Origin of the sequence: Variovorax endophyticus, from assembly GCF_025376855.1 — a bacterium.
Lineage (GTDB): Bacteria > Pseudomonadota > Gammaproteobacteria > Burkholderiales > Burkholderiaceae_C > Variovorax.
Genome location: NZ_JAHUTH010000029.1, coordinates 36450 through 61106, shown reverse-complemented (window position 1 = coordinate 61106; position 24657 = coordinate 36450). Strand labels below are relative to the sequence as shown.

At 68.6% G+C, this 24657-nt stretch carries 24 protein-coding genes and 1 tRNA gene; 14 read left to right on the top strand and 11 right to left on the bottom strand.

The annotated features are described in order from the left end of the window. Position 1 precedes the first annotated feature (1 nt). Positions 2 to 1036 carry a ubiquinol oxidase subunit II gene (gene cyoA / locus KV106_RS30585; protein WP_057592981.1) on the bottom strand — a complete coding sequence of 345 codons (1035 nt, stop codon included), beginning with the start codon at positions 1034 to 1036 and terminating at the stop codon, positions 2 to 4. Between the two features lie 187 nt (positions 1037 to 1223). Between cyoA and KV106_RS30580 the strand changes: the two genes are divergently transcribed. The 3 genes from KV106_RS30580 to KV106_RS30570 all read left to right on the top strand — a co-directional run bounded on the left by KV106_RS30580 (position 1224) and on the right by KV106_RS30570 (position 3646). After that, positions 1224 to 2558 carry an MFS transporter gene (locus KV106_RS30580; RefSeq protein WP_057592982.1) on the top strand — a complete coding sequence of 445 codons (1335 nt, stop codon included), beginning with the start codon at positions 1224 to 1226 and terminating at the stop codon, positions 2556 to 2558. An 87-nt stretch (positions 2559 to 2645) separates the two neighbouring features. After that, complete coding sequence (locus KV106_RS30575; RefSeq protein WP_093340835.1) at positions 2646 to 3326, top strand: HAD family hydrolase; 681 nt, start codon at positions 2646 to 2648, stop codon at positions 3324 to 3326. Next, complete coding sequence (locus KV106_RS30570; protein WP_261214822.1) at positions 3323 to 3646, top strand: hypothetical protein; 324 nt, start codon at positions 3323 to 3325, stop codon at positions 3644 to 3646. The genes KV106_RS30575 and KV106_RS30570 overlap by 4 nt, the downstream gene beginning before the upstream one ends. Here the strand turns inward: KV106_RS30570 and KV106_RS30565 are convergent. The 5 genes from KV106_RS30565 to KV106_RS30545 form a co-directional block, all read right to left on the bottom strand. Further along, positions 3589 to 4614 (bottom strand): isopenicillin N synthase family dioxygenase, encoded by a 1026-nt coding sequence (locus KV106_RS30565; protein ID WP_261214820.1) that lies wholly within the window; start codon positions 4612 to 4614, stop codon positions 3589 to 3591. The genes KV106_RS30570 and KV106_RS30565 overlap by 58 nt on opposite strands. Beyond that, positions 4611 to 5354: an amino acid ABC transporter ATP-binding protein gene (locus KV106_RS30560; protein WP_261214818.1), complete on the bottom strand. Its 744-nt coding sequence runs from the start codon at positions 5352 to 5354 to the stop codon at positions 4611 to 4613. Before KV106_RS30560 ends, KV106_RS30565 begins: the two co-directional genes overlap by 4 nt. Beyond that, positions 5351 to 6085, bottom strand: coding sequence for an amino acid ABC transporter permease (locus KV106_RS30555; protein ID WP_093340827.1), 735 nt, complete (start codon positions 6083 to 6085; stop codon positions 5351 to 5353). Before KV106_RS30555 ends, KV106_RS30560 begins: the two co-directional genes overlap by 4 nt. A 19-nt stretch (positions 6086 to 6104) precedes the next feature. After that, the gene (locus KV106_RS30550; RefSeq protein ID WP_261214815.1) at positions 6105 to 6800 is read right to left on the bottom strand and encodes an amino acid ABC transporter permease; all 696 of its coding nucleotides are present in this window, start codon (positions 6798 to 6800) and stop codon (positions 6105 to 6107) included. 162 nt (positions 6801 to 6962) lie between these two features. Next, positions 6963 to 7790 carry an ABC transporter substrate-binding protein gene (locus KV106_RS30545; protein WP_261214807.1) on the bottom strand — a complete coding sequence of 276 codons (828 nt, stop codon included), beginning with the start codon at positions 7788 to 7790 and terminating at the stop codon, positions 6963 to 6965. A gap of 201 nt (positions 7791 to 7991) precedes the next feature. Between KV106_RS30545 and fabV the strand changes: the two genes are divergently transcribed. From fabV to KV106_RS30525, 4 genes are all read left to right on the top strand, one after another. Continuing rightward, positions 7992 to 9194 carry an enoyl-ACP reductase FabV gene (gene fabV / locus KV106_RS30540; RefSeq protein ID WP_261214805.1) on the top strand — a complete coding sequence of 401 codons (1203 nt, stop codon included), beginning with the start codon at positions 7992 to 7994 and terminating at the stop codon, positions 9192 to 9194. 3 nt (positions 9195 to 9197) lie between these two features. Beyond that, positions 9198 to 9617: a group II truncated hemoglobin gene (locus KV106_RS30535; RefSeq protein ID WP_261214803.1), complete on the top strand. Its 420-nt coding sequence runs from the start codon at positions 9198 to 9200 to the stop codon at positions 9615 to 9617. A gap of 28 nt (positions 9618 to 9645) precedes the next feature. Further along, complete coding sequence (locus tag KV106_RS30530; RefSeq protein WP_261214801.1) at positions 9646 to 10869, top strand: NAD(P)/FAD-dependent oxidoreductase; 1224 nt, start codon at positions 9646 to 9648, stop codon at positions 10867 to 10869. 151 nt (positions 10870 to 11020) lie between these two features. Then, positions 11021 to 13096 carry a bifunctional 2',3'-cyclic-nucleotide 2'-phosphodiesterase/3'-nucleotidase gene (locus tag KV106_RS30525; protein ID WP_261214800.1) on the top strand — a complete coding sequence of 692 codons (2076 nt, stop codon included), beginning with the start codon at positions 11021 to 11023 and terminating at the stop codon, positions 13094 to 13096. Positions 13097 to 13128: 32 nt separating this feature from the next. Here KV106_RS30525 and KV106_RS30520 read toward each other — a convergent pair whose 3' ends face one another. Next, positions 13129 to 13800, bottom strand: a complete 672-nt coding sequence (locus KV106_RS30520) for a Smr/MutS family protein (protein WP_057597303.1) — start codon at positions 13798 to 13800, stop codon at positions 13129 to 13131. Next, positions 13800 to 14477, bottom strand: coding sequence for a RadC family protein (gene radC, locus KV106_RS30515; protein ID WP_261214797.1), 678 nt, complete (start codon positions 14475 to 14477; stop codon positions 13800 to 13802). The genes KV106_RS30520 and radC overlap by 1 nt, the downstream gene beginning before the upstream one ends. A gap of 107 nt (positions 14478 to 14584) precedes the next feature. On the opposite strand from radC, the gene KV106_RS30510 reads away from it, so the two are divergent. The 5 genes from KV106_RS30510 (at position 14585) to KV106_RS30490 (ending at position 18552) form a co-directional block, all read left to right on the top strand. Next, on the top strand, positions 14585 to 15037 hold the full coding sequence (locus tag KV106_RS30510; protein ID WP_057597301.1) for an FKBP-type peptidyl-prolyl cis-trans isomerase: 453 nt from the start codon (positions 14585 to 14587) through the stop codon (positions 15035 to 15037). 31 nt (positions 15038 to 15068) lie between these two features. Continuing rightward, on the top strand, positions 15069 to 16037 hold the full coding sequence (gene ispH, locus KV106_RS30505) for a 4-hydroxy-3-methylbut-2-enyl diphosphate reductase (protein WP_057597300.1): 969 nt from the start codon (positions 15069 to 15071) through the stop codon (positions 16035 to 16037). Continuing rightward, on the top strand, positions 16034 to 16999 hold the full coding sequence (locus KV106_RS30500; protein WP_409976572.1) for a threonine/serine dehydratase: 966 nt from the start codon (positions 16034 to 16036) through the stop codon (positions 16997 to 16999). The genes ispH and KV106_RS30500 overlap by 4 nt, the downstream gene beginning before the upstream one ends. A gap of 50 nt (positions 17000 to 17049) precedes the next feature. Beyond that, a complete protein-coding gene (serS, locus tag KV106_RS30495) occupies positions 17050 to 18381 on the top strand; it encodes a serine--tRNA ligase (protein WP_261214788.1) in 1332 nt (443 codons plus the stop codon). Positions 18382 to 18462: 81 nt separating this feature from the next. Further along, positions 18463 to 18552: transfer RNA gene (locus KV106_RS30490), tRNA-Ser, on the top strand. Positions 18553 to 18693: 141 nt separating this feature from the next. Here KV106_RS30490 and KV106_RS30485 read toward each other — a convergent pair. After that, complete coding sequence (locus tag KV106_RS30485) at positions 18694 to 20649, bottom strand: alpha/beta hydrolase domain-containing protein (RefSeq protein WP_261214786.1); 1956 nt, start codon at positions 20647 to 20649, stop codon at positions 18694 to 18696. Positions 20650 to 20762: 113 nt separating this feature from the next. Continuing rightward, a complete protein-coding gene (locus tag KV106_RS30480) occupies positions 20763 to 21005 on the bottom strand; it encodes a hypothetical protein (protein WP_261214784.1) in 243 nt (80 codons plus the stop codon). A gap of 169 nt (positions 21006 to 21174) precedes the next feature. On the opposite strand from KV106_RS30480, the gene KV106_RS30475 reads away from it, so the two are divergent. Further along, positions 21175 to 22404, top strand: coding sequence for a glutamate carboxypeptidase (locus KV106_RS30475; protein ID WP_261214782.1), 1230 nt, complete (start codon positions 21175 to 21177; stop codon positions 22402 to 22404). A 161-nt stretch (positions 22405 to 22565) separates the two neighbouring features. On the opposite strand, the gene KV106_RS30470 is transcribed toward KV106_RS30475, so the two are convergent. Next, complete coding sequence (locus KV106_RS30470) at positions 22566 to 23825, bottom strand: porin (RefSeq protein WP_261214780.1); 1260 nt, start codon at positions 23823 to 23825, stop codon at positions 22566 to 22568. A gap of 230 nt (positions 23826 to 24055) precedes the next feature. On the opposite strand from KV106_RS30470, the gene KV106_RS30465 reads away from it, so the two are divergent. Further along, positions 24056 to 24640 (top strand): TetR/AcrR family transcriptional regulator, encoded by a 585-nt coding sequence (locus KV106_RS30465; RefSeq protein ID WP_261214778.1) that lies wholly within the window; start codon positions 24056 to 24058, stop codon positions 24638 to 24640. Positions 24641 to 24657: the final 17 nt, after the last annotated feature.

Sequence of the window (24657 nt, the reverse complement as noted above, 5' to 3'; positions counted from 1 at the left end):
GTCATTCTTCGGTGGTGCACATCGCCGTGACGTACTTGCCGTACGCACGCTTGGGCGAATTGATGTCGTCGGGTTGCCAGGGCTGCGCGGTCGCGACGTTGTAGGCGCCGGGCTTGCCCAGGCCGCCGTCGGCGTCGATCGCCATCATCTGGCTCATGCACATCTTGCTGCGGTCGACGCAGCGGTTGAGGATGGCGCCGTAGAGGTCGGGCGACACGCTCGCGAAATGCCTGGCGGGCTCACGCTCGCTCGGCACTTCGAGCTTCTGGTAGCGCTCGCGGCTGAGTTCGCCCTCGGGGCTGGACTTGACCTTCTGCACCCACTGGTCGAAGTCGGCGTTGCTCAGGCCGTGGAACTTGAAGCGCATGCCCGAGAAGCCGGCGCCGCTGTAGTTGGCCGAGAAGCCGTCGAACTCGCCGGGCGCGTTGATGACCGCGTGCAGCTTGGTCTCCATGCCGGGCATGGCGTAGATCTGGCCGGCCAGCGCGGGAATGAAGAAGGAGTTCATCACCGACGAGGCGGTGATCTTGAAGGTGATCGGGCGGTCCACCGGGGCCGCGAGTTCGTTCACCGTGGCGAAGCCCTGCTCGGGATAGATGAACAGCCACTTCCAGTCGAGCGCCACCACTTCCACGGTCAGCGGCTTGACGTCGGCCGTGATCGGGCGCTGGGCGTCGATGCGGCTGAGCGGGCGGTAGGGGTCGAGCGTGTGGGTGCTGATCCAGGTGATCGCGCCCAGCGCGATGATGATCAGGAGCGGCGCGGCCCAGATCGCGAGCTCGAGTTGGGTCGAGTGGTCCCAGTTCGGCTTGTAGATGGCTTCCTTGTTCGAGGCGCGGTAGCGCCAGGCGAAGAAGACCGTCAGCGCGATCACCGGGATGATGATGATCAGCATCAGCACGGTCGAGACGACGATCAGCCGTCCTTGCTGGTTGGCGATGTCGCCGGAGGGATTCAGGAGCACCGTGTTGCAGCCCGCCAGGAAGGCGAGGGGCAACAGCAGGAGCCATCGGCGAAGGGTGTGGAGGATGGGCATGCCGAGAGACGGAAGGGCGGAAGGGTGGCCAGGGCCGCGCGAAAGACCCCACAATCTACGACCAAAGGTTCCCGCAGGCTATTGGACGTTTTGTCCTATGGCGGGAATCCTCGTTCGGTGAGACGCTTGGCACCTGTTTCATGGCCTACCTTTGTCACGCTTCGTGACAACCGAATTACATAACCCAATGACGACGTCCAGCATCAGCCCGCAAGGCGCATCGCCCGTGCCGCACACGTCCGACACCGCCGCCCCGGACGACGACCACTCGCGCATCGATCCGGGCGAGATCGCCGTCGGCGTGGTCATCGGCCGCGCCTCGGAATATTTCGACTTCTTCGTCTACGGCATCGCCTCGGTGCTGGTGTTCCCGGCAGTCTTCTTCCCGTTCGAGCAGCGGCTCGAGGGAACCCTCTGGGCCTTCGTGGTCTTTTCCTTCGCCTTCATCGCACGGCCGTTCGGAACTGTCATCTCGATGGAGATCCAGCGACGTTTCGGCCGCGAGACCAAGCTCACGCTGGCGCTGTTCGTGCTCGGCACCTCGACCGCCGGCATTGCCTTCCTGCCGGGTTATGCGAGCCTGGGCTTCACCTCGATCGTGCTGCTGTCGATCTTCCGCTTCGGCCAGGGCCTGGCCTTCGGCGGCTCGTGGGACGGCCTGCCCTCGCTGCTCGCGCTCAACGCCCCGGCCAACCGCCGCGGCTGGTACGCCATGCTGGGCCAGCTCGGCGCGCCGATCGGCTTCTTCGTGGCCAGCGCGCTGTTCGCGTACCTCTACTCGAGCCTGACGCTCGAGGACTTCCTCGACTGGGGCTGGCGCTACACCTTCTACGTGGCCTTCGCGATCAACGTGGTGGCGCTGTTCGCGCGCCTGCGCCTGGTGGCCGCCGACGAGTACGCGCGCCTGCTCGAGGAGCGCGAGCTGCAGCCCACCAGCGTGGTCGAGTTGGTCCGCTCGCAGGGCTCGAACCTGCTGATCGGCGCCTTCGCGGCGCTGGCCAGCTATGCGCTGTTCCACCTGATCACCGTGTTCCCGCTGTCGTGGATCACGCTCTACTCGAACCAGGCCATCACCGAGTTCCTGGTGATCCAGATGATCGGCGCCGTGCTCGGCGCCGGCGGCATCGTGGCCTCGGGCCTGATCGCCGACCGCATCGGCCGCCGCTTCACGCTGGGCGGGCTGGCGGCGCTGATCGCCGTGTTCAGCGGCTTCGCGCCCACGCTGCTCGACGGCGGCAAGATCGGGCAGGACGTGTTCATCCTGCTGGGCTTCATCCTGCTGGGCCTGTCGTACGGCCAGGCGGCCGGTGCCGTCACCGGCAACTTCGAGGCCAAGTACCGCTACACCGGCGCCGCGCTGACCACCGACCTGGCCTGGCTGATCGGCGCCGCCTTCGCGCCGCTGGTCGCGCTGGGGCTGTCGGCCCACTTCGGGCTGGCCTACGTGAGCGTGTACCTGCTGTCGGGCGCGGCGGGAACGCTCGCGGCGCTGGGCTTGAACCGGGCGCTGGTGCGCGACTGAGCGCGCGCCGTCGCATCCGTTGCACGAGAAGGGGCCCTTGCGGCCCCTTCGCCATTCGGGGCGGGGCTCGGGGGTAGGATCGCGTCGATGTTCTCCGCCGCAATCTTCGACATGGACGGGCTGCTGATCGATTCCGAGCGGCCCATCATGGCCGCCTGGATGGCGGCCGCCCGCACGCTCGACGTCGAGCTCAGCCACGCCCAGTACCTGCAGGTGGTGGGCCTGGCCACCGCCGAGTCCGAGATCATCCTCTCGGGCCTGCTCGGCGGCCAGGCCGCTTTCCGCCATGCGCTCGAGCATGTGCGCCAGGCGCTGGCGCTCGAACGCTCCGACGGCACGCCGCTGTTCCCCATCAAGCCCGGCGCGGCCGAGTTCCTGGGCGCCCTGCGCGCGCGCGGCACGCGCTGCGCCGTGGCCTCGTCCTCGACCAGCGGGCAGATCCAGGCCTGCCTCGGCAGCCTGGGCGTGCTGCATCACTTCGAGGCCTTCGCGGGCGGCGACGAGGTGCCGCGCGCCAAGCCAGACCCTGCGCTCTACCTGCTCGCGGCTTCGCGCCTAGGCGTGGACCCGACGCAGTGCATCGCCTTCGAGGACAGCGAGAACGGCGCCAAGGCGGCGCTGGCCGCGGGCCTGCGGGTGGTGATCGTGCCGGACCTCAAGCACCCGCCGGCCGCGATCGTCGAGCAGGCCTTCCATGTGCTCGAGTCGCTGCACGACGCGAACGCGCATCTGCCGCGCTGGTTTCCCGGCGAGATGGTGCGGCCGTGATCAGGATCGGCACCCTGTGCCACGTGCTCGACAGCTGCCTCGCGTCGCCGATGACCGAGCGCGCGGTCGGCCGCATCGTCGAGGTGGTCTCGGCGCCCTATGAAGCGCCGAGCGAGCGCTACCTGCCCGGCATCTACTACGACGTGCTGTTCGAGGGCTGGACCTTCTACTGCCGCAGCGACAAGCTGGTGCCGATCTCCGACCCCGGCGCGGACGTCGGGCGCTGGGAGGACGAGTTCCTCGACCTCCCGGCGAGCACGCCTCAGAGCACTTCGTCGCGCAGCTGCGGGAACACCTTCGACACCTTCGCCAGCAGGTAGTCGCCGTAGCGGCCGCTGAAGGCGTGCACGTTGGCGCGGTCCCAGCGCTCGGCGCTGTCGTCCACGGCGGCAGCGCCCGCGAGGCCCTCGATGCGCTGCACGCGCGCCTCGAAGTTCGGATCGAAGAACAGCGGGAACGACAGCCGGTTGCGGCCAGAGGTGTTGCGCTTCACGCGGTGCGGCGTCGACTTGTAGAGGCCGCCGGTCATGCGGTCGAGCATGTCGCCGATGTTGCAGACGAAGGAGCCCGCGATCGGCGGCGCATCGATCCAGCCCGCGGGCGTGTGCACCGCGAGGCCGCCCACGCTGTCCTGGTGCAGGATCGTCAGCAGGCCGTAGTCGGTGTGCTCGCCCACGCCCCATTGCACGTCCAGGCCCTCGGGCACCGGCTGCGAGGGATAGTCGAAGAGCCGGAACAGGATCAGCGGATCGCCCGTGTAGCGCGCCGCGAAATAGTCGGCCGCAAGGCCCAGGCTCAGCGCGATGCCTTCCATCAGCCGGTGGCCGAGCTGCGTCACGGCCGCCATGTAGCCGAGGATGGTGTCGCGGAAGTCCTCGAGGCCCGGCGCGTCGGGAAAGAGATTCGGCCCGTGCACCGGTGTCCTGGCCTGCACCAGCGGATGCGTGGCCGGCAGCTCGGTGCCGAGGTAGAGCCCTTCCTTCCAGTCGGGCCGGCCCGAGGTCAGCTCGCCGCCGAGCGGGAAGTAGCCGCGCCAGGCGCGCCCGCCGAGCGCCATGCGCCACTGCATCTTGGTCGCCTCGGGCAGGTCGAAGAAGCGGTGGCTCAGGGTCTCGAGCCGCGCCACCAGCGCGGGGTCGACGCCATGCCCCGTCACGTAGAAGAAGCCGTGCGCGCGGCAGGCCTCGCCGATGCGCGCGGCTACGGCCTCGCGGCCCGGCGCGTCGCCGGCCACCAGCGGCGCGACGTCGATCACGGGCAGGGTCTGGAGGGAAGCGGTGTTCGTCATGGGGTGCGTGCGAAGGGCGAGCGGATGTCGGACAGGAACTGCTGCGCGCGCGGATGCTGCGGGCGGTTGAAGAAGTCGTCGGGCGTGGCGCGCTCGAGCACCTTGCCCTCGTCCATGAAGAGCACGCGGTCGGCGACCTCGCGCGCGAAGCCCATCTCGTGCGTCACGCAGACCATGGTCATGCCGTCGCGCACCAGGTCGCGCATCACCAGCAGCACCTCGCCGACCATCTCGGGGTCGAGCGCGCTCGTGGGTTCGTCGAACAGCATCACCGGCGGCTGCATCGCGAGCGCGCGCGCGATCGCCACGCGCTGCTGCTGGCCGCCCGACAGCTCGCCGGGCCAGGCCCGGGCCTTGTTCGCGAGGCCCACGCGCGTGAGCAGCGCCATGGCGCGTTCCTCGGCCTGCGCGCGCGAGAGGTCGTGCAGCTGCATCGGCGCCATGGTGCAGTTCTGCAGCACCGTGAGGTGCGGGAACAGGTTGAACTGCTGGAACACGAAGCCGATGCGCGAGCGGAAGGCGTTCACGTCGGTGCCCGGTGCGTGGATGTCCTTGCCCTCGACCAGGATGCGGCCCGACTGGATGGCCTCGAGCCGGTTGAAGGTGCGGATCAGCGTGGACTTGCCCGAGCCCGAGGGGCCGCAGACCACGACCACCTCGCCCTTGTGGATGGTTTCGCTCACGTCCACGAGCGCGTGGTAGCTGCCGTACCACTTGTTGACGTTCTGGAGTTCGATCATGCGGAAGCCTTGCGGGCGGCGGCCCGGCCCTCGGTGACCGCGACCACCGGCAGGCCGCGCCGCGCGAGGCGGCGCTCGAGCCAGTAGGCGAAGCGCGAGAGGCCGAAGCAGAGGATGAAATAGGTCAGCCCGAGGATGCCGAAGACCTGGGCCGGCTTGGTGAACACCTGGGTGTTGATCTGGGTGGCGATGAACGAGACCTCGGCCAGGCCGATGATGTAGCCCAGCGAGGTCTCCTTGATGGTCGAGACGAACTGGTTCACCAGCGAGGGCAGCATGCTGCGCAGCGCCTGCGGCAGCACTACCAGGCGCATCGCGCGGCTCCAGCTCAGGCCGAGTGCGCGCGCGGTCTCCATCTGGCCGCGCGGCAGGCCCTGGATGCCGGCGCGCACGATCTCGGCCAGGTAGGCGGCGTCGAACACCACCAGCGCGATCAGCATGGTGGCGAACTGGTCGGTCTTCACGCCGGTGACGCTGGGCAGGAAGAAGTAGGCCCAGAAGATCACCATCAACAGCGGCAGCCCGCGCACCACGAACACGAAGCCGCTGACCGGCCAGCGCAGCCAGCGCCACGGGCTCACGCGCGCCAGCCCGAGCACGATGCCCAGCGGCAGCGCGAGCACCAGCCCGCACGAGGCCAGCAGCAGGGTCAGCACCAGCCCGCCGAGCGGGCCGTTGGGGTACTGGCCGATCAGGAAGTAGAGCCAGTAGTCCTGGATCAGTTCGATCATCGCGAAGCCTCCGTGCGCATCACAGCGTCCTCACCGGGAAGCGGTGGTGGTACCAGCTCGCGAGCGCCGTGATCGCGAGCGAGACCGTGAGGTAGGCCGCGCTCGCGAAGGCGAAGGACTCGAAGCTGCGGAAGGTCGCGCTCTCGACCTGACCGGCCTGGTACATGAGTTCGGCCACGCCGATCACGGTGGCGATCGAGGTGTTCTTCCACAGGCTCAGGGTCTGCGAGATCAGCGGCGGCACGGTCACGCGCAGCGCCTGCGGCAGCACCACGCGGCGCATCGTCGCGAGCCAGCCGAAGCCCAGCGCGCGGCCGGCCTCGAACTGCACCGCGGGGATCGAGCGGATGCCGCTGCGCATGTCTTCGGCCATGAAGGCGGCCGTGTAGAGCGACAGCGCGACGATCGCGCTGTAGGCCTCGATGTGGCCCGCGTAGAGCCATTGCTTGAAGCCTTCGGGCAGCAGCTCGGGCGCGCCGAAATACCAGAACAGCATGTGGGCCAGCAACGGTATGTTGCGGATCGACTCCACGTAGGCGAAGCCGAGCCAGCGCAGCGGCGCCAGCGGCGACAGGCGCAGCATGGCCACCACGAGCGCGATCGGCAGCGCGCACATCAGCGAGGCCGCGAGCAGCTGCAGCGACAGCCACAAGCCCGCGACGAGCATGTCGTGGTACTTGCCGGTCAGCAGCAAGGAATAGTCGAACAGGGGCATGGGGGCGACAGTATCGCTGCCGCGTGGGGGATTGGCTCCCTCCCCCGCTGGGGGAGGGTTGGGGTGGGGGCACCGGGCGGTCGATTCGCTCGTGGCCGGTGCGAAGGCCGCATGCCCCCATCCCGGCCTTCCCCCAGAGGGGGAAGGAGGGGGAATGCGGGATCAGTCGATCTTGTCGCTCTCGAACTTGAAGTCGCGCGTCTGGAAGCCCGAGGCGGTGTTCGGGCCGTACCACTTCACGAAGATCTTCTCGGCCTCGCCCGACTTCTCGAGCTCGCGCAGCGTGTCGTCCACCACCGCCTTCAGGCCGCTCTCGCCCTTCTTGATGCCGATGGCCAGCGCCTCGGTGCTGAGGTTCTGCTTGAGCACCACGTACTGGGCCTTCTGCGGGCCGAGCTTGGCGTAGCTGCGCAGCAGCGCGGCCTCGTCGTCGACGTAGCCCACGCCCTTGCCCTGCTGCAGCGCCTGGAAGGCCTGCTGGCTGGTGTCGAAGGTCACGACCTCGGCCGTGGGCACGGCCTTGCGGATGTTGGGTTCCTGGGTGCCGCCGCGGATGGTCAGCACCTTCTTGCCGCCGAGTTGCGATACCTCGGCAATGCCGCTGTCCTTCTTCACGATGGCCTTCTGGCCGGTCACGAAGGTGGTCAGCGAGAAGTCGATCTGCGCCTCGCGTTCCTTGTTGTGCGTGAGCCCGGCGGCGACCAGGTCGACGTGGCCCTGCTGCAGCTCGGGAATGCGCGCGGCCACGGCGATCTGCTTGAGCGTGGTCTTCACGCCGATCTTCTTCGCGATGGCGTTGGCGAGGTCGACCTCGTAGCCCACGATCTGGCGCGTCTTGGGGTCGATGAAGGTGGCGGGCTCGTCGGTGCCGAGCACGCCGACCACGAGTTCGCCCTTCTTCTTGATGTCGGCCAACTGGTCGGCGTGGGCCACGGTGCCCGCGAGCAGGGCGGAGGCGGCGAGGGCCGCGGCGAGGATGTTCGGGCGCATGTGTTTCTTCTCCTTCTGGGAATGCAAGGGCGGCACCTTATCAACAAAACTTCGGTTCATTAAATGGTCAATCCATATATGTACATGGCCGCATGGGAATGAACGTGCGGTAAATTCGCGCCCGCGCGCCGGCCAGAAGACCGGTGCCCGGCGCCTCGCGCGCCACCCGTCCTTTTCCTTTCCCAGACTGCCTTCCTCCCCATGATCATCCAACCGCGCGTGCGTGGCTTCATCTGCGTCACGACCCATCCCGTCGGCTGCGAGGCCAATGTCCGGCAACAGATCGAGCACGTGCGGGCCCAGGGCCCGGTCGCGGGCGCGCCGAAGCGGGTGCTGGTGATCGGTGCCTCCACCGGCTATGGCCTCGCGGCGCGCATCGTCGCGGCCTTCGGCGGCGGCGCCGACACGCTGGGCGTGTTCTTCGAGCGCGCCGGAAGCGCCACCAGGACCGGCACGCCCGGCTGGTACAACACGGCCGCCTTCGAGCGCCTCGCCACGGCCGAGGGCCGCTATGCGAAGAGCATCAACGGCGACGGCTTCTCCGATGCGGTCAAGCAACAGACGATCGAGACCCTCCGCCAGGACCTGGGCCAGGTCGACCTCGTGGTCTACAGTCTCGCGGCGCCGCGGCGCACCCATCCGAAGACCGGCCAGGTCTTCAACTCCACCCTCAAGCCCATCGGCCAGGCGGTGAGCCTGCGCGGCATCGACACCGACAGCGGCACGGTCAAGGAGACCGTGCTCGAGCCCGCGACGCAGGAGGAGATCGACAACACGGTGGCTGTGATGGGCGGCGAGGACTGGCAGCTGTGGATCGACGCGCTGCACGAGGCCGGCGTGCTGGCCGAGGGCGCGAAGACCACGGCCTTCACCTACCTCGGCGAGAAGATCACGCAGGACATCTACTGGAACGGCTCGATCGGCGCGGCCAAGAAGGACCTCGACCGCACCGTGCCCGCGATCCGCGCCAAGCTCGCGGCCCATGGCGGCGGCGATGCGCGCGTGGCGGTGCTCAAGGCGGTGGTCACGCAGGCCAGCTCGGCGATCCCGATGATGCCGCTGTACCTCTCGCTGCTGTTCAAGGTGATGAAGGAAGAGGGCACGCACGAGGGCTGCATCGAGCAGGTCGACGGCCTGTTCCGCGAGGGCCTCTACGGCAGCGCGCCGCCGCTCGACGAGGAAGGCCGGCTGCGCGCCGACCGCAAGGAGCTCGCACCTGCGGTGCAGGCGCGCGTGCTCGAACTGTGGCCCCAGGTCACGAGCGAGAACCTGCAGGCGCTGACCGACTTCGCCGGCTACAAGGCCGAGTTCCTGCGCCTGTTCGGCTTCGGCATCGAGGGCGTGGACTACGCGGCCGATGCCAACCCCGACGTGCCGATCCCCGGTCTCGTGCAGGTGGGTTGAGCGATGCAGATCCAGGACAAGCCGCCCTTCGACACGCCCTTCGAATGGATCGGCGGCGAGGAGAAAGTGCGCGCGCTGGTCGAGCGCTTCTACGACCTGATGGACCTCGAGCCCGGCTACGCGCAACTGCGCGCGGTGCACGGCAGCGACCTCGACAACGCGCGCCAGCGGCTGTTCTGGTTCCTCTGCGGCTGGCTCGGCGGCCCCGCGTACTACACCGACCGCTTCGGCCATCCGATGCTGCGCGCGCGCCACCTGCCGCAGAGCATCGGCGGCCACAGCATCGGCATCAAGGAACGCGACCAGTGGCTGGCGTGCATGGACCAGGCCATGGGCGAGACCGAAGTGCCCGCGGACCTGCGCGCGCGGCTGCGCGACTCCTTCTTCAAGACCGCCGACTGGATGCGCAACCGCGCCGGCTGAGCACAACGATTTTCGAAAGACTCACTTCATGAATTCCATCGTCATCATCGGCGGCGGCCACGCGGCGGCCCAGCTGTGCGCCGGCCTCGCCGAGGCGGGGCAGGGCGCGCGCGTGCACCTGGTCTGCGAGGAGGCCTGCGAGCCCTACCACCGTCCGCCGCTGTCGAAGGCCTTCCTCAAGAGCGCCGAGGAAGCCACGCAGCCGCACAAGGCGGCCGGCTGGTACCGCGAGGCGGGCATCACGCTGCACCTGGGCGATGCGGCCGTGGCCATCGACCGCGAGGCGCGCAACGTGACCCTGCGCTCGGGCGCGGTGCTGCCGTGGGAAGCGCTGGTGCTGGCCACCGGCACGCGCGCGCGCCGGATCGCCGCGCTCTCGCACGAGCTGGTCAACGTCGCGAGCCTGCGCGCGGCCGACGAGGCGCATCGGCTGCGTGCGCGGCTGGCCGAGGCGCAGCGCGTCACGGTGCTCGGCGGCGGCTTCATCGGCCTCGAGGTCGCGGCCACCGCCAAGGCGCTCGGCAAGGCGGTGCAGGTGATCGAGAGCGCGCCGCGCCTGCTGGGCCGCGCGGTCTCGCCCGAGCTCTCGGACCACGTGCTGGCCACGCACCGCGCCGCCGGCATCGACATCGTGCTGGGCGCGACCGCCGACGACTTCGAGGTCGAGGGCGACCGGCTGGTGTCGCTGCGCGTGAACGGCGCACGGCAGCCGGTCGACCTGCTGCTGCTGGGCATCGGCGCGGTGCCCGAGACCGCGCTCGCGCAGGCCGCGGGCATCGAGTGCGCCGACGGCATCGTGGTCGACGAGCACATGCAAACCAGCGCGGCCGGCGTGCTCGCGGTCGGCGACTGCACGCGCTTCCCCGACCGGCGCGCGGGCCGCGCGCTGCGGCTCGAGTCGGTGCAGAACGCCAACGACCAGGCGCGCACCGCGGTCGCCACCCTGCTGGGCACGGCGCGCGCGCACGACGTGGTGCCGTGGTTCTGGTCCGACCAGGGCGGCATGCGGCTGCAGATGGTGGGGCTGGTGCCGGCCGAGGGCACGCCGGGCCATGTCACGGTGCGCCGCGCGGGGCCGAAGCCCGATGCCTTCTCGCTGTTCCATTCCGTCGACGGGCAGCTCGCGTGCGTGGAATCGGTGAACGCGCCGGTCGACCACATGATGAGCCGCAAGCTGCTCGACGCGGGCCGCAGCCCCGATCCCGCGGCGGTCGCGGATGCTTCGGTACCACTTAAGAATCACCTCGCGTAAACATCCGGTCACGGCTTGTCGCAACGCGGCTGCATTTCAGGCTTCATTCACCGGACTGTCACCTCGGCTTCGGAGACTGGTCTTCCTTGAACAGGAGGGAGACCTTTCGATGAAGCCACTTGCAAACACCCGTTTTCCACGCACCGCGTCCATGACCGCCTGTGCTGCCTTGATCGCCACCGCCATGCTGAGCGCATGCGGCGGCGGGGATGGCGGCGGCGGCGTGTTCCTGCCGGTGCCGCCACCCGCACCGGCGCCGTCCCCGGCGCCCGCCCCCGCGCCGATCGCGGCCGGCACGCGCGCCACCGTCGCGCTGCTCGAGACCACCGACCTGCACTTCAATGTGCGCAGCTACGACTACTTCAAGCTCGCCGAGGACAAGTCCTATGGCTACGAGCGCACCGCCACGCTGATCGCGGCCGCGCGCAAGGAGTTCGCGAACATGCTGCTGTTCGACAACGGCGACACCATCCAGGGCACCGCGCTGGCCGACTACGAGGCGCTGGTGAGCCGCATCCCGTGCACCCAGCCGCTGTCGATGTACAAGGCGATGAACGCCGCCGGCTTCGACGCCGGCACGCTGGGCAACCACGAGTTCAACTACGGCCTCGATTTCCTCAACCAGGCGATCGGCGGCGGCCTCGACGTCGAGGGCGTGGACGGCACGAAGAAGTGCGCCGGCCCGAACTTCCCGCTGGTGCTGGCCAACGTGCAGAGCGTGAAGAGCGGCAAGCCGCTGCTCGCGCCCTACACCATCGTCAACAAGAGCTTCACCGCGACCGCGCCCGACGGCTCGCGCGTGACGGTGCCGCTGAAGGTCGGCGTGATCGGCTTCACCACGCCGGGCATCATGAACTGGGACAAGCGCTATCTCGAGGGCAAGCTGCGCACCGAGGGCGCGGTGGAAGCCGCCACGCGCTACATCCCCGAGCTGCGCGCCAAGGGCGCCGACATCGTGGTCGCGCTGCAGCACGGCGGCCTCGACGCCGCGGCCTACACGCCGACCATGGAGAACCCGGGCCTGCACCTGTCGAAGGTGCCGGGCATCGACGCGCTGCTGATGGGCCACCAGCACGGCGTGTTCCCCGACCGCGGCGCCAGCCCCGGCTTCAAGCAGCCGGGCGTGGACAACGCCGCCGGCACCGTGAACGGCGTGCCGGCCGTGATGCCGAGCTCGTGGGGCAAGGCGCTGGGCGTGATCAAGCTCGAGCTGTCGTGGGACGGCAAGGCCTGGACCATCGACAAGAGCAAGACCGCGGTCGAGGCGCGCTCCACGCAGACCGGCAAGGACGACGCGGGCAAGGCGGTCTACGTCGACGCCGACCCGGCCATCGCGCCGCTGATCGAGACCCAGCACCAGGCCGCGATCGACTACGTGAAGACGCCGATCGGCAGCACCGACTTCCGCATGAACACCTACTTCGCCGATGTCGGCGACCCGGGCGCGATCCAGATCGTGAACCAGGCCCAGGCCGACTACGTGAAGAGCTACATCCAGGCCAACCTGCCGCAGTACGCGAGCCTGCCGGTGCTGTCGGTCAGCGCGCCCTTCAAGTCGGGCTACGAGGGTGGCCGCGACTACACCGACGTGGCCGTGGGCAACCTCGCGATCTTCAACGCGGCCGACCTCTACCTGTACCCGAACACGGTGTACGCGGTGAAGGTCACGGGCGCCGAGATCAAGGCCTGGCTCGAGGCCGCGGCCAAGCGCTTCAACAAGATCAGCACCACGGCCACGGCCGACCAGCAGCTGATCAGCACCTTCCCGGGCTACAACTTCGACATGTTCACCACGCCCGACGTGCAGTACGAGATCGACGTGACGCAGGAGGTCGGCAGCCGCATCCGGAACCTCACCTACCTGGGCGCGGCCATCGATCCGGCCAAGGAATTCGTGATCGCCACCAACAACTACCGCGCCACCAGCGGCGCGAGCTTCATACCCGCGCTCGACGGCCGCGCGACGATCTATGCCTCGCCCGATGCCAACCGCGACGTGCTGATCGCCTACGTGAAGGCGAAGAAGACCATCACGCGCGCGGCCAACGGCGCGGCGCGCAGCTGGCGCTTCACCAAGGCCGCGACAGCCGGCAACGTGGTGTTCACCTCGGGGCAGGGCCAGCTCGCGTCGGCGACGGCGGCGGGGCTGGACAACGTCTCGCTGCTGACGGCGGACGACGGGAGCGGGAAGGGGCGCTCGGTCTACAAGCTCGACCTGGGCAAGTGAGGGGGCGGCTCCCTCCTGCCGGAGGGAGCCGCTCAGCGCCTGACGGGCGCCAGCAGCACCACCAGCGCCCCGGCCCCGCCTTCGGCCGGCTTGGCCTGCACGAAGGCCAGCACCTCGTTCTTCTGGATCAGCCAGCGCTGCGTCTTGGTCTTGAGCACCGGCTGCTTGCCGGGCGAGCCCAGGCCCTTGCCGTGCACCACGCGCACGCAGCGCAGGCCCTGCTTGTGCGCGTTGCGGATGAAGCCGCCGAGCGCCTCGCGCGCCTCGTCGCTGCGCAGGCCGTGCAGGTCGACCTGGGCCTGGATCGTCCAGTCGCCCTTGCGCAGCCGCGCGGTCACGTCGGTGCCGATGCCGGGGCGGCGGAAGCTCATGGCGTCGTCGACGTCGAGCAGCGTGGTGACGTCGAACTCGTCGGACAGCGATTCGCGCAGCACGCGCTGCTCGTCGAGCTGGTGCTGCACCGGGATCGGCGCCGGCGGCTCGGGCGCGAGCGGCACGGTGCGCGTTTTCTGGCGCAGCGGCTCGGTGGCGCCGACGGCGCGCGCGAACAGGTCCTTTTCGGCCGCGCGCTTGCGCTCGGCCGCGGCGCGCTCGGCAGCCTCGGCCGCCTCGCGCTCGCGGGTTTCGGCCAGCTGGCGCTGCACCTGCTTGAGGTCGGCCAGGTTCTTCAGGCTCCTGGTGGCGGGCGGACGTGCGGCGGCCATCAGAGCAACCCCCGTTCGGCCATCGAGAAGCTGCGGCCCGTGCTCACGATCACGTGGTCGAGCACGCGCACGTCGACCAGCGAGAGCGCGGCGCGCAGCGTCTGCGTGAGCGTTTCGTCGGCGCGCGAGGGCTCGATGCTGCCGCTCGGATGGTTGTGGGCCAGCACGACCGCGGCCGCATGATGGTGCAGCGCGCGCAGCACCACCTCGCGCGGATAGACGCTGGTCTGGGTGAGGGTGCCGCGGAACAGCTCCTCGAGCACGATCAGCCGGTGCTGCGCGTCGAGGAACAGCACCGCGAACACCTCGTGCGGCCGCGTGCCGATGTGCATCTGCACGTACTGCCGCACGGCCTCTGGCGCGTCGAACACGGTGCGCTGCGAGAGTTGCTCGGCCATGGCGCGACGCGCGAGCTCGAGCACCGCGACGAGCTCGGCACGCTTGGTGGCGCCGCCCATGCCGCGCACGCCGCGCAGTTGCTCGGGACTGGCCTGCAGCAGGCCCGCGAGGCCGCCGAAGCGCTCGTGCAGTTCCTGCGCGAGCTGCAGCACGTTCTTGCCGGCCACGCCGGTGCGCAGCAGCAGCGCGAGCAGCTCGGTGTCGGCCAGCGCGGCGGCGCCGCGCGCGATGAGCTTCTCGCGCGGGCGGGCATGTTCGGGGAGATCCTTGAAAGCCATGGAGAGCCTGCTAAACCTTGAACGGGGCGGGTGGAAGCGCCCGTCCTTAAAATGCAGCCCAGTTTATCGGGACACCCGTCTTGTCTTTGTCAACCATTGCTGCCCCCATGTCCCAAGCGCCCCACGTCGTCACCCCCGGCTCCTTCCTGACCCTGCACTACCGGCTGTCCGGGCCCGCGGGCGACATCATCAACACCTTCGCCGACAAGCCCGCCACGCTGTCGCTGGGCACCGGCGAGCTCTCGCCCGCCGTCGAGCAGCGCCTGCTGGGCCTCGAGGAGGGCGCGCACGCCACCTTCGAGCTGCCGGCCGGCGAGGCCTTCGGCGAGCGCAATCCCGAGATGCAGCAGTGGGTCGCGAAGAAGCTGCTGGCGCAGATCGGCGACCCCGACGAGCAGTACGCCGTGGGCGACGTGGTGCAGTTCCCCACGCCCGACGGCACCGGCAGCTATGCCGGCGCGGTGATCGAGTCCAACGAGACCGGCGTGCGCTTCGATTTCAACCATCCGCTCGCAGGCCAGCCCGTGACCTTCGAAGTGCAACTGATCGGGGTGTTGTGATGGCACGCGGCACCGCGGCCGGGGAGGCACGATGAACGAAGGCATCGAGGAAGTCATCCTCGCCGAGCCGCGCGGCTTCTGCGCGGGCGTGGACCGCGCGATCGAGATCGTCGAGCGCGCCATCGCCAAGTTCGGCGCGCCGATCTACGTGCGCCACGAGATCGTGCACAACACCTACGTGGTCAACGAGCTCAAGGCCAAGGGCGCGATCTTCATCGAGGAACTGTCGGACGTGCCGCCCGGCGCCACGCTGGTGTTCAGCGCGCACGGCGTGAGCAAGGCGGTGGAGCAGGAGGCGCGCGATCGCGGCTTCGAGATCTTCGACGCCACCTGCCCGCTGGTGACCAAGGTGCACGTCGAGGTCGCCAAGCTCGCCAAGGAAGGCTACGAGTTCATCATGATCGGCCACAAGGGGCATCCCGAGGTCGAGGGCACGATGGGCCAGCTCTCGAGCGGCATCCACCTGGTGGAAGACGTGGAGGACGTGGCGCGCGTCGCGCCGGGCCAGACCGAGAAGCTCGCGGTGGTCACGCAGACCACGCTGAGCGTGGACGACGCGGCCGAGATCGCCGCCGCGGTGCGCGCGCGCTTTCCGGCCGTGCGCGAGCCCAAGCAGCAGGACATCTGCTACGCCACCCAGAACCGCCAGGACGCGGTGAAGATCATGAGCCCGCAGGTCGACCTCGTGATCGTGGTCGGCAGCCCCACCAGCTCCAACAGCAACCGCCTGCGCGAGCTGGCCCAGCGCCTGGGCACCGAGAGCTACATGGTCGATTCGGCCGCCGAGCTCCAGCCCGAATGGTTCGAGGGCAAGACCCGCATCGGCCTGACCGCCGGCGCCTCGGCGCCCGAGGTGCTGGTGCGCGAGGTGATCGAGCGCGTGCGCGCGTTCGGCGCGGTCTCGGTGCGCAAGATGGACGGCATCGAGGAAACCATCAAGTTCCCGCTGCCCAAGGGCCTCAAGCTGGCCGACATTCCTCCTCCTGGACACATCTCTTGACCCTTGCCGTACCTACCCAATGGCGCTCCGAAATCGATAGCGCCTGGCAACGCCTGAACGAACGCTCGGGCCACTTCCTGCGCCAGACCCCGCTGTGGAAGCTGCCCGCGGCGGCGCTCGGCGTCGCGGCGCCGGGGGCCGAGGTCTGGCTCAAGCTCGAGCACCTGCAGGTCAGCGGCAGCTTCAAGGCGCGCGGCATGATGAACCGGCTGCTGGCCAACCCCATTCCCGAGAGTGGCGTGATCGTCGCCTCGGGCGGCAATGCCGGCATCGCCACCGCCGCCGCGGCGCGCGCGCTCGGCGTGCGCTGCGAGGTCTACCTGCCCGGCGTCTCGCCCGAGGCCAAGCGCGCGCGCCTGCGCGCGCTGGGCGCCGAGGTGGTGGTGGTCGGCCAGCTCTATCCCGATGCGCTGGCCGCCTGCCTGGCGCGCCAGGCCGAAACCGGCGCCCTGCTGACCCATGCCTACGACCAGCCCGAGGTGGTGGCCGGCGCCGGCACGCTGGGCCGCGAGATCGAGGCCGAGGGCGGCCTGCCCGATGCCGTGCTCGTGAGCGTGGGCGGTGGCGGCCTGATCGGCGGCCTCGCCGGTTGGTTCGAGCGGCGCGCGCGCGTGATCGCGCTGGAGCCCGAGGGCGCGCCCACGCTGTTCCGGGCCCGCGAGGCCGGCGCGCCGGTCGATGTCGAGGTCGGCGGCATCGCGGCCGATTCGCTGGGCGCGCGCCGCATCGGCGCCATCGCCTGGGACATCGCGCAGCGCCACGTCGCCGATGCGCTGCTGCTGTCCGACGAGGCGATCCGCGCCGCCCAGCAGTGGCTGTGGAAGGAGATGAAGCTGGCCGTCGAACCGGCCGCCGCGCTGCCGCTGGCCGCGCTGCACAGCGGTGCCTACGTGCCGCGCGCGGGCGAGAAGGTCTGCCTGATCGTCTGCGGCGCGAACGTCGATCCGGCCACGGTCGGCTGAACCAGCCCCGCGCGGGGCGGGGTGCGGGCGCGCCCACCTAAAATCGGGCGATGCTCGACATCACCCTGCTCCGCAAAGACCTGGCCGCCGCCGTGGCCGGCCTCGAAAAACGCAAGAAGAACCAGCCCTACCTCGATGTCTCGGCCTTCACCGCGCTCGAAGCCGAGCGCAAGACGCTGCAGACCCGCACCGAGGAAATCCAGGCGCGCCGCAACACACTCAACAAGCAGATCGGCCCGCTCAAGGCCAAGGGCGAGTCGGTCGACGCGCTGATGGCCGAGGTCAACGCGCTCAAGGCCGAGCAGGAGTCGCAATCGAAGCGCCTCGACGAGATCCAGCCCGAGCTGCAGGCGCTGCTGCTCGCCGTGCCCAACCTGCCGCACGCCAGCGTGCCGCTGGGCGAGGACGAGACCGGCAACGTCGAGCAGCGCCGCTGGAGCCCGCAGGGCGGCGCCGGCGCCTCGGCCACGCCGCTGGGCTTCGCGCCGCGGGACCACGTCGACCTGGGCGCGCCGCTCGGCCTCGATTTCGAGATGGGCGCCAAGCTCTCGGGCTCGCGCTTCACCGTCATGAAGGGCCCGATCGCGCGGCTGCATCGCGCGCTTGCCCAGTTCATGCTCGACATCCAGACGCAGCAGCACGGCTACACCGAGTGCTACGTGCCCTACATCGTCAATGCCGCCACCCTGAGCGGCACCGGCCAGCTGCCCAAGTTCGAGGGCGACCTGTTCGCCGCGAAGAAGGGCGGCCAGGACGGCGAGCCCGCGCCCGACCTGTCGGCGCTCTACCTGATCCCGACCGCCGAGGTGCCGCTCACGAACTTCGTGCGCGACGAGGTCGTGCCCGAGGCGCAGCTGCCGATCCGCCTCACGGCCCACACCCCGTGCTTCCGCTCGGAAGCCGGCAGCGCGGGCCGCGACACCCGCGGCATGATCCGCCAGCACCAGTTCGACAAGGTCGAGATGGTGCAGGTGGTGCATCCCGAGAAGAGCTACGAGGCGCTCGAGCAGATGACCGGCCATGCCGAGGTGGTGCTGCAGGCGCTCGAGCTGCCGTACCGCGTCGTGCTGCTGTGCACCGGCGACATGGGCTTCGGCTCGACCAAGACCTACGACCTCGAGGTCTGGCTGCCGGCGCAGGACACCTACCGCGAGATCAGCTCGGTCTCGAACTGCGAGGCCTTCCAGGCGCGGCGCCTGCAGGCGCGCTTCAAGAACGCCCAGGGCAAGAACGAGCTGGTGCACACCCTCAACGGCTCGGGCCTGGCGGTCGGCCGCACCCTGGTCGCGGTGCTCGAGAACCACCAGAACGAGGATGGCTCGATCAACGTGCCGAAGGCGCTGCGGCCCTACCTGGGCGGCACCGAGGTGCTGCGCGGCTGACGAAAAAACGACAGGGAAATCGCTGCACGGCGTGGTTGTGTCGATTTTCCTGGCTATAATCGCAGGCTCGACAGAGCGACCGGAGAGGTGGCAGAGTGGTCGAATGTACCTGACTCGAAATCAGGCGTACTAGCGATAGTACCGAGGGTTCGAATCCCTCCCTCTCCTCCAAGAATGGCCCCGCAAGGGGCTATTTTTTTGCCTGTTCGCCATTGGAGACCCGACAAGCGTGGTCTCCTGTCACGAAAAAGAAGCGCCCGAAGACCTCGTTCCGGGAGGGCCGGCCGCCGAAGGCCGTCGCCGGCCTCGGCGTCACAGGGCGGGCAACCCGTCCATCACCAGCCTCACGCCGTCCGCGAGCTCCTTGGCGCTGACATCCGAGACCTTGCCAGCCTTGCGCAAGGCCTCCACGCCGTCGGCATAGCTCTTCAAGTCGTTGCGGATCGAGTCGTAGACGAACTGCGAGCCGCTGCTCTTGTCCGCGAGTGCCACGTTCTTCGCGATGCGGGCCGCCTGATCCATGTAGGCGTCGAGCTGATCCGGGGTGGTCCAGAGGTAGAAGTAGGTGATCTCCAGCAGATCCTGCGCGGCCATGTAGGCCGCGGTGTTCTCCGGCCGCGTCGTTCCGCCATCGAATTCCAGCCGGTCCGCCACGAATTTCGTGTGCCTGGCATCCTCGGGGACCAGGATGCCGGCCTTCACGCTGTCATCGATCGCCAGCGAGACCAGATCGGTGTATTGCCCGCGGGACGGGTAGAGCTGCTCCGTGTAGGCCGGAGAGAAGGGGTAGTAGCTGCCATAGAGGCTGCAGAAGGTGCCGCCCTCGCCGCCGGGCCTGGCGCTGTTGCCGGTGCCGGCGTTCCATGCGGTGGGAACCAGCATCTCGGGCAGGCGCACGCCGCCTTGCGAGTTCTTGTCCTCGTGGCCCGGGGTGGTGTCGCGGACGATCGTGGTGCCGCTGGTGAGGATCGCCGGCATGCGCGGCGGGTTGTAGGAGGGGTTGTCCATCCATTTGACGAGATGGTCGTAGACGGCATTGGTCACGTGCTGCACGGGCACGCGCGGATGGACCGGGTAGACGCAATCCACACCCGTGAGCGGCCAGTCGTCGCGTGCGGCGAGCGGCCGGGAATTCAGCGCGGTGCGTCGTCCCGAGTGGGTGGCGCCAGCGACTTCCCAACTGCGGTAGTTGCCTGCTTCATCGGTGCCCGTCGGACGAGAGGCCACCTGGCCGGCGACATCGGTCTCGGAGATCACCTTCCAGACCGGGACGGCGAGGTTCCGGTTGAGGTAGCCGCCCGCGATGTAGACCATGTAGGAGTCGATCGGTCCCTTGTTGTCGGGCGTGCGTGCGTTGCCATAGATCGGATCGAGGCTGTTGATGATGCGCTGCAGGTAGCCGCCCGACTGCGACACGCCGGTGACGATCATTTTTTTGGCCCGCAGCGGGCCCAGAGGATTGATGCCCTTCCCGGGGTACCGGATGGCCTGCAGCGCCTGCAGGAAGACGTCGTGCGAGATCGCATTGCCCAGTGTGCTGGAGCTGCCGCCCACATCCAGCGAGTCGTAGCGCCCGCTGAAACCGTCGGCCTTCGCGCTCCACTTCTTCAGCTGATTGACGCCCACGGGCTGGGCCGAGATGCCCACGTAGACATAGCCCTCGCGAATCATGTGCTCGAACCCGGAGCCCCACAGGGCATCGAGGTCGTAGCCCGCGGTGACGTTCTGCCACTCGGCGATCACCGTGCCATTGAACTTGTCCGCCGACGCCGGGCGGCGCACGAGGATGCGCGTCTTGTAGCGGTTGCCGGTCGTCGCCACGGTGGCCGGCACGCCGACCGTCGTGGCGCTGTTCGCGGCGCTGTACGACGCGGGAAAGTTGTAGGTGTTCGCGTTGCCCTCGATGAAGTATTCCTCTTCGACGTAACCGACGGCCGCCAGGTTGTGCATGGTGGCCAGCCATGGATAGTCGTGTTCCTTGTGCCCCTGCGCCGTACCCGGCATCGCCCCCTTTGCGATGGGACCCGTCACGACCGGGTTGGGCACCTTCGACGTGGTGGCTTCCGGTTGCGGTTCGACCTCGGGTTGCGTCTCGGGCTGCGGTTGCGGTTGCGTCTGCACCGGGGGAATGAAGGGCACGTTGCTGGAGCCGCCGCTGCCGCCGCAGCCCGCGATCAGCGCGCCGACGGCCATGCCGACAATGCCCAGCCTCGGACTCCAATGGAATGGCGCCGATCGCGTGCCGGATTCTGTCATCTGTCTCTGCATCGATATCTCCTTGGAACTGAATGGAATGCGCTGCGGGCGATCCAACGCCGTATGCATCCGAATCAGTCTAGGAAGCGGTCGCGCGACGCGCTTGTATGCAGTTGTCGTGCGGTCTAAGGAATTTCCCCAGGCAGGCGGCCGTTGCGGAAGCTGACGTCGATGCGGCCGTCGGTGAAATCGGTGATCCGGTCGTCGAGGTTGCCGAAGACGCGCAGGAAGGAGGACCTCTTCGATGTGCTGCAACTGGTATCGGGCATCCATCCGACTTTCTTCATTGCCTCGCATGTCGACTCGCCGTTCGCGCGGTGCTCACGATCCGCGCGTCGGCGATGGCGCCGCCGAATGGTGTCGCGCATTCGATCCATGGATACCGAAAAGAATAATTCCGACGGCACCGCATGAATCATTGACCGCGATACGCGGCATTCATAGCATCGCCCCCGTCATTGGATCGGTCCCGCTATTGCATTGATTCGTCGAGGGGGAGCAATGAGATCACGGTCTTTCCATTTCTATGGGGCGCTGGTGTTGTCCATCGTCTCGAGCGGCTGCTCGGCGGCGAATGCGAGCACGCTCTTCCACGGCAGCACGCTGGACCAGAGAACCAGGGACGAGCAGCCCGCGGTGCTCAAGACCTTGGAGGAACTGGTCAACATCGAAAGCGGCACCAATGACGCCATCGGCATTCCCGCGATCGGCCATTACCTCGAGCGGCGCCTCCAGGCGCTCGGTGCCGAGGTCACGAGGACGCCCGCCACCGGCGGCGTGGTCGGCGACGTCATCGTCGGCCGGCTCAAGGGCCGCGGCGGCCGGAACGTCCTGCTGATGGCGCACATGGACACGGTCTATGTGCGCGGCTCGCTGGCCAGGGCGCCGTTCCGCATCGAAGGCGACCAGGTCTTCGGTGCCGGCATCGCCGATGCCAAGGGCGGTGTCGCCGCCATCCTCCACGCGCTGGCGCTGCTGAAAGCGGAGAACTTCCAGCAGTTCGGCACGATCACCGTGATGTTCAACCCCGACGAGGAAAGGGGCTCGCTGGGATCGAACGAAGTGATCCAGAAGCTCGCATCCCAGAGCGACGTGGTGCTGTCCTATGAGCCCGGCGCCATCTACGAAGGGACCGAGCTGCTCGTCTCCGGGACCTCGGGCGTGGCCTTCGTCGAGGCCCGGATCCAGGGCAAGGCCTCGCATGCCGGGACGTCGTCCGAAAAGGGCGTGAACACGATGACCGAGGCGGCGGACCTCATCCTGCGCACCCAGGACCTGCAGGACCGCAAGCAGGAGCGGGTGTTCAACTGGACGGTGATCCAGGGCGGCACGGCCCCCAACATCATCCCGGATCGCACCGTCGTCACCGCGGACCTGCGCTACGGCCGCAACGAGGATCTCCCGCCCTTCGAAGCCGCGTTGCGGGAACGCGTCCAGAAAAAACGGCTGGAAGGAACGCGCATCGATCTCCAGATCACGCGCCTGATCCCGCCCTACAACGCAACGTCGGCCAGCCGCGCAACGATGGACAAGGCGATGTCCATCTACACCGAGGTCGGCGGCAAGCTGGCGATCCTGGAAATGCGCGTCGGCGGTGGCTCGGATGCGGGATGGGCCGCGCTCTCGGGCAAGCCGGTGGTCGAGGGGCTGGGACTGATCGGCACCAACCATCACAGCAGCAATGCGGAATACGTGCAGCTCTCCGCGATCCCGCGCCGGCTTTACCTGTCGGTGCGCCTGATCTCCGAACTCGGACGGGGGCTGTAGCGGTCCGGGCCATGCGCCGCTCGAATGACGCACGCACGAAAAAAGGTCCGCGCGAAGGCGGACCGAACGAACCCGCATGACGGGCTCTCCCTGGAGACATCGGAACGACCGGAGGCGGCAGTGCCCCCGACCGTTCGCGCATCCGCGGGCCCGCGCCGCGGTCAGAAGGAGTGGCGCAGGCCGATGTCGTAGCCCGTCGAGGTCTTGGGCACGAACACCGCGTTGTTCACGAAGGCGGGACCGCCGACGGTGAGCGCGGCGCCGTTCTTGTTGCTGATCCGCGCGATGGTGGCGTAGAGCGCGGTGCGCTTCGAGAGGTTGTGGATGTAGCCCAGCGCCAGCTTGTTGGCCTTCGGGTCCGCGACATTGGCGGCGAACGGCAGGCTCGCGGTATTGAGGTCGTACTTGACCTGCGAATAGGCGGCGCGGATCAGGCCCGGGCCGACCGGCGCGGTCAGTCCGATCAGGTAGCCGGTCAGGTCGGTGTCGGGAACGCCGCCGAAGGCGGGCGCCGTGGCGTAGTCGCGCGTTCTCTTGATCCGCGACAGCTCGCCGAACAGCTTGACCGGGCCGAAGTCGTACGAACTGCCGAGGTTGAAAGTCTTCACCGAGTCGGTGGTGCCCGCGTAGAAGCTGTCGGCCGCCGTGCTGTTGCCGTACGAGACGGCGATGTCGAACGGGCCGGTGGCATAGCCGAGCCGGCCGCCCAGGTAGCGGCCCGCGCGCGTCGTGGCCACGTTGCCGGCATTGAGCGCGCCCACGGCATTGAGGCCCGGCGGCGTGCTGGTGCCGGGGTCGTACTTGGTGTTCTCGTGCAGCGCATACATGAACTGGCCGTAGACCCCGCCGAGGTTCGGCGGCAGGAAATAGCCGATCGAGTTGCTGGCGCGGTTGTAGTTGAGGTCGCCACCGAAGCCGCCGGAACCGCCGGGCACGGTGTTCGTGTTGGCGGCGGTGTAGATCAGGCTGCGGCCCACGCCGACGATGCCGAAGGGGTCGAACACGATGTCGTTCCAGGCCGAGGGCGTGTAGTCGCGGCCCAGGCGGATCTCGCCGAAGTTGCCCGACAGGCTGAGGGTGGAGCGGCGCTGGAAGCTCGCGATGCCGGTCCTGCCATCGTCCGGGCTGATCGGCGCCTCGAGCCAGAAGCTGGCCGCGAGGCCGCCACCGAGGTCCTCGGTGCCGCGAAAGCCCAGCCGGCTCGAGGAGTAGTTGCCCGAGCTCAGCGCGCTCTGGCTCAGGGTGCGCGTGCCCTGGTTCAGGTAGAACGGATTGGCGAATGCGGCGCGGCCCGCATCCTGCGATTTGGACGAGTAGTTGCTGAGGCCCATGTCCACCACGCCGAACAGCGTGACGGAAGACTGGGCCTGGGCGACTCCCGCACCCAGCAATGCGGCGAAGGCAAGACACTGATTTTTCACGACATCTCCCGATCGAAAAAAAGAATGAATGAAGACTCTTTGAAGGACCGCCGCTTGGGCGATGAAGGCGAGTCTCCGTGTCGCGAATAACAGTTGGCGCACAGCCCGATGACGTCTGCGCAATGTCGGCAACCCTTCCATTCGGCGGGCACTGTCGTCCCGGGTTGGGTTCGACCGATTCAGTCGAATATCGACCGATCCGGTAAGCGCCTGCGATAGACTGCAACCCGATGCCCAAGCCCACCCGCTCCCAGATCGACGCCGAAATCATCGACCGCGCCGCCGGCCTGTTCGCCAAGCACGGTTTCGACCACACCTCGCTCCAGCAGATCGCGGATGCGGTCAACTATTCGAAGGCCGGGCTGCTGCATCACTTCCCGAGCAAGCAGGCGATCTACGACGCGGCGCTGCAGACCTGCCGCGACCAGGCGCAGGCGCTGCTCGATGCCGTCGAGCACCTGCCGCCGGGCGCGGCGCGCGAACGGGTGGTGGTGGAGGCCTCGGTCGACCAGACCTACGAATGGCCCGGCGTGTCGGCGCTCGCGAACCGGCTGGCCGACAACGGCAAGGGCACCGATCCCGCGCTGACCGAGATGGCGCTGATGGTCTACAAGGCGCTCGGCATCGACCTGCAGGCCACCACCATGGAGCGCATCGTGCGCGTGACGAGCGCGCTCTCGGGCCTCGGCGCTTCGGCGATGGTCGCGGCCCACGTGGGACTGCAGCGCGAATGGCGCGGCCCCATCGTCGAGGCGGCCATGGATGCGCTCGGCCACGCTGGCAAGCCGAAGCGCCCGGCACGCAAGCGCGCCTAGCCTTCCCTTCCGGGGCG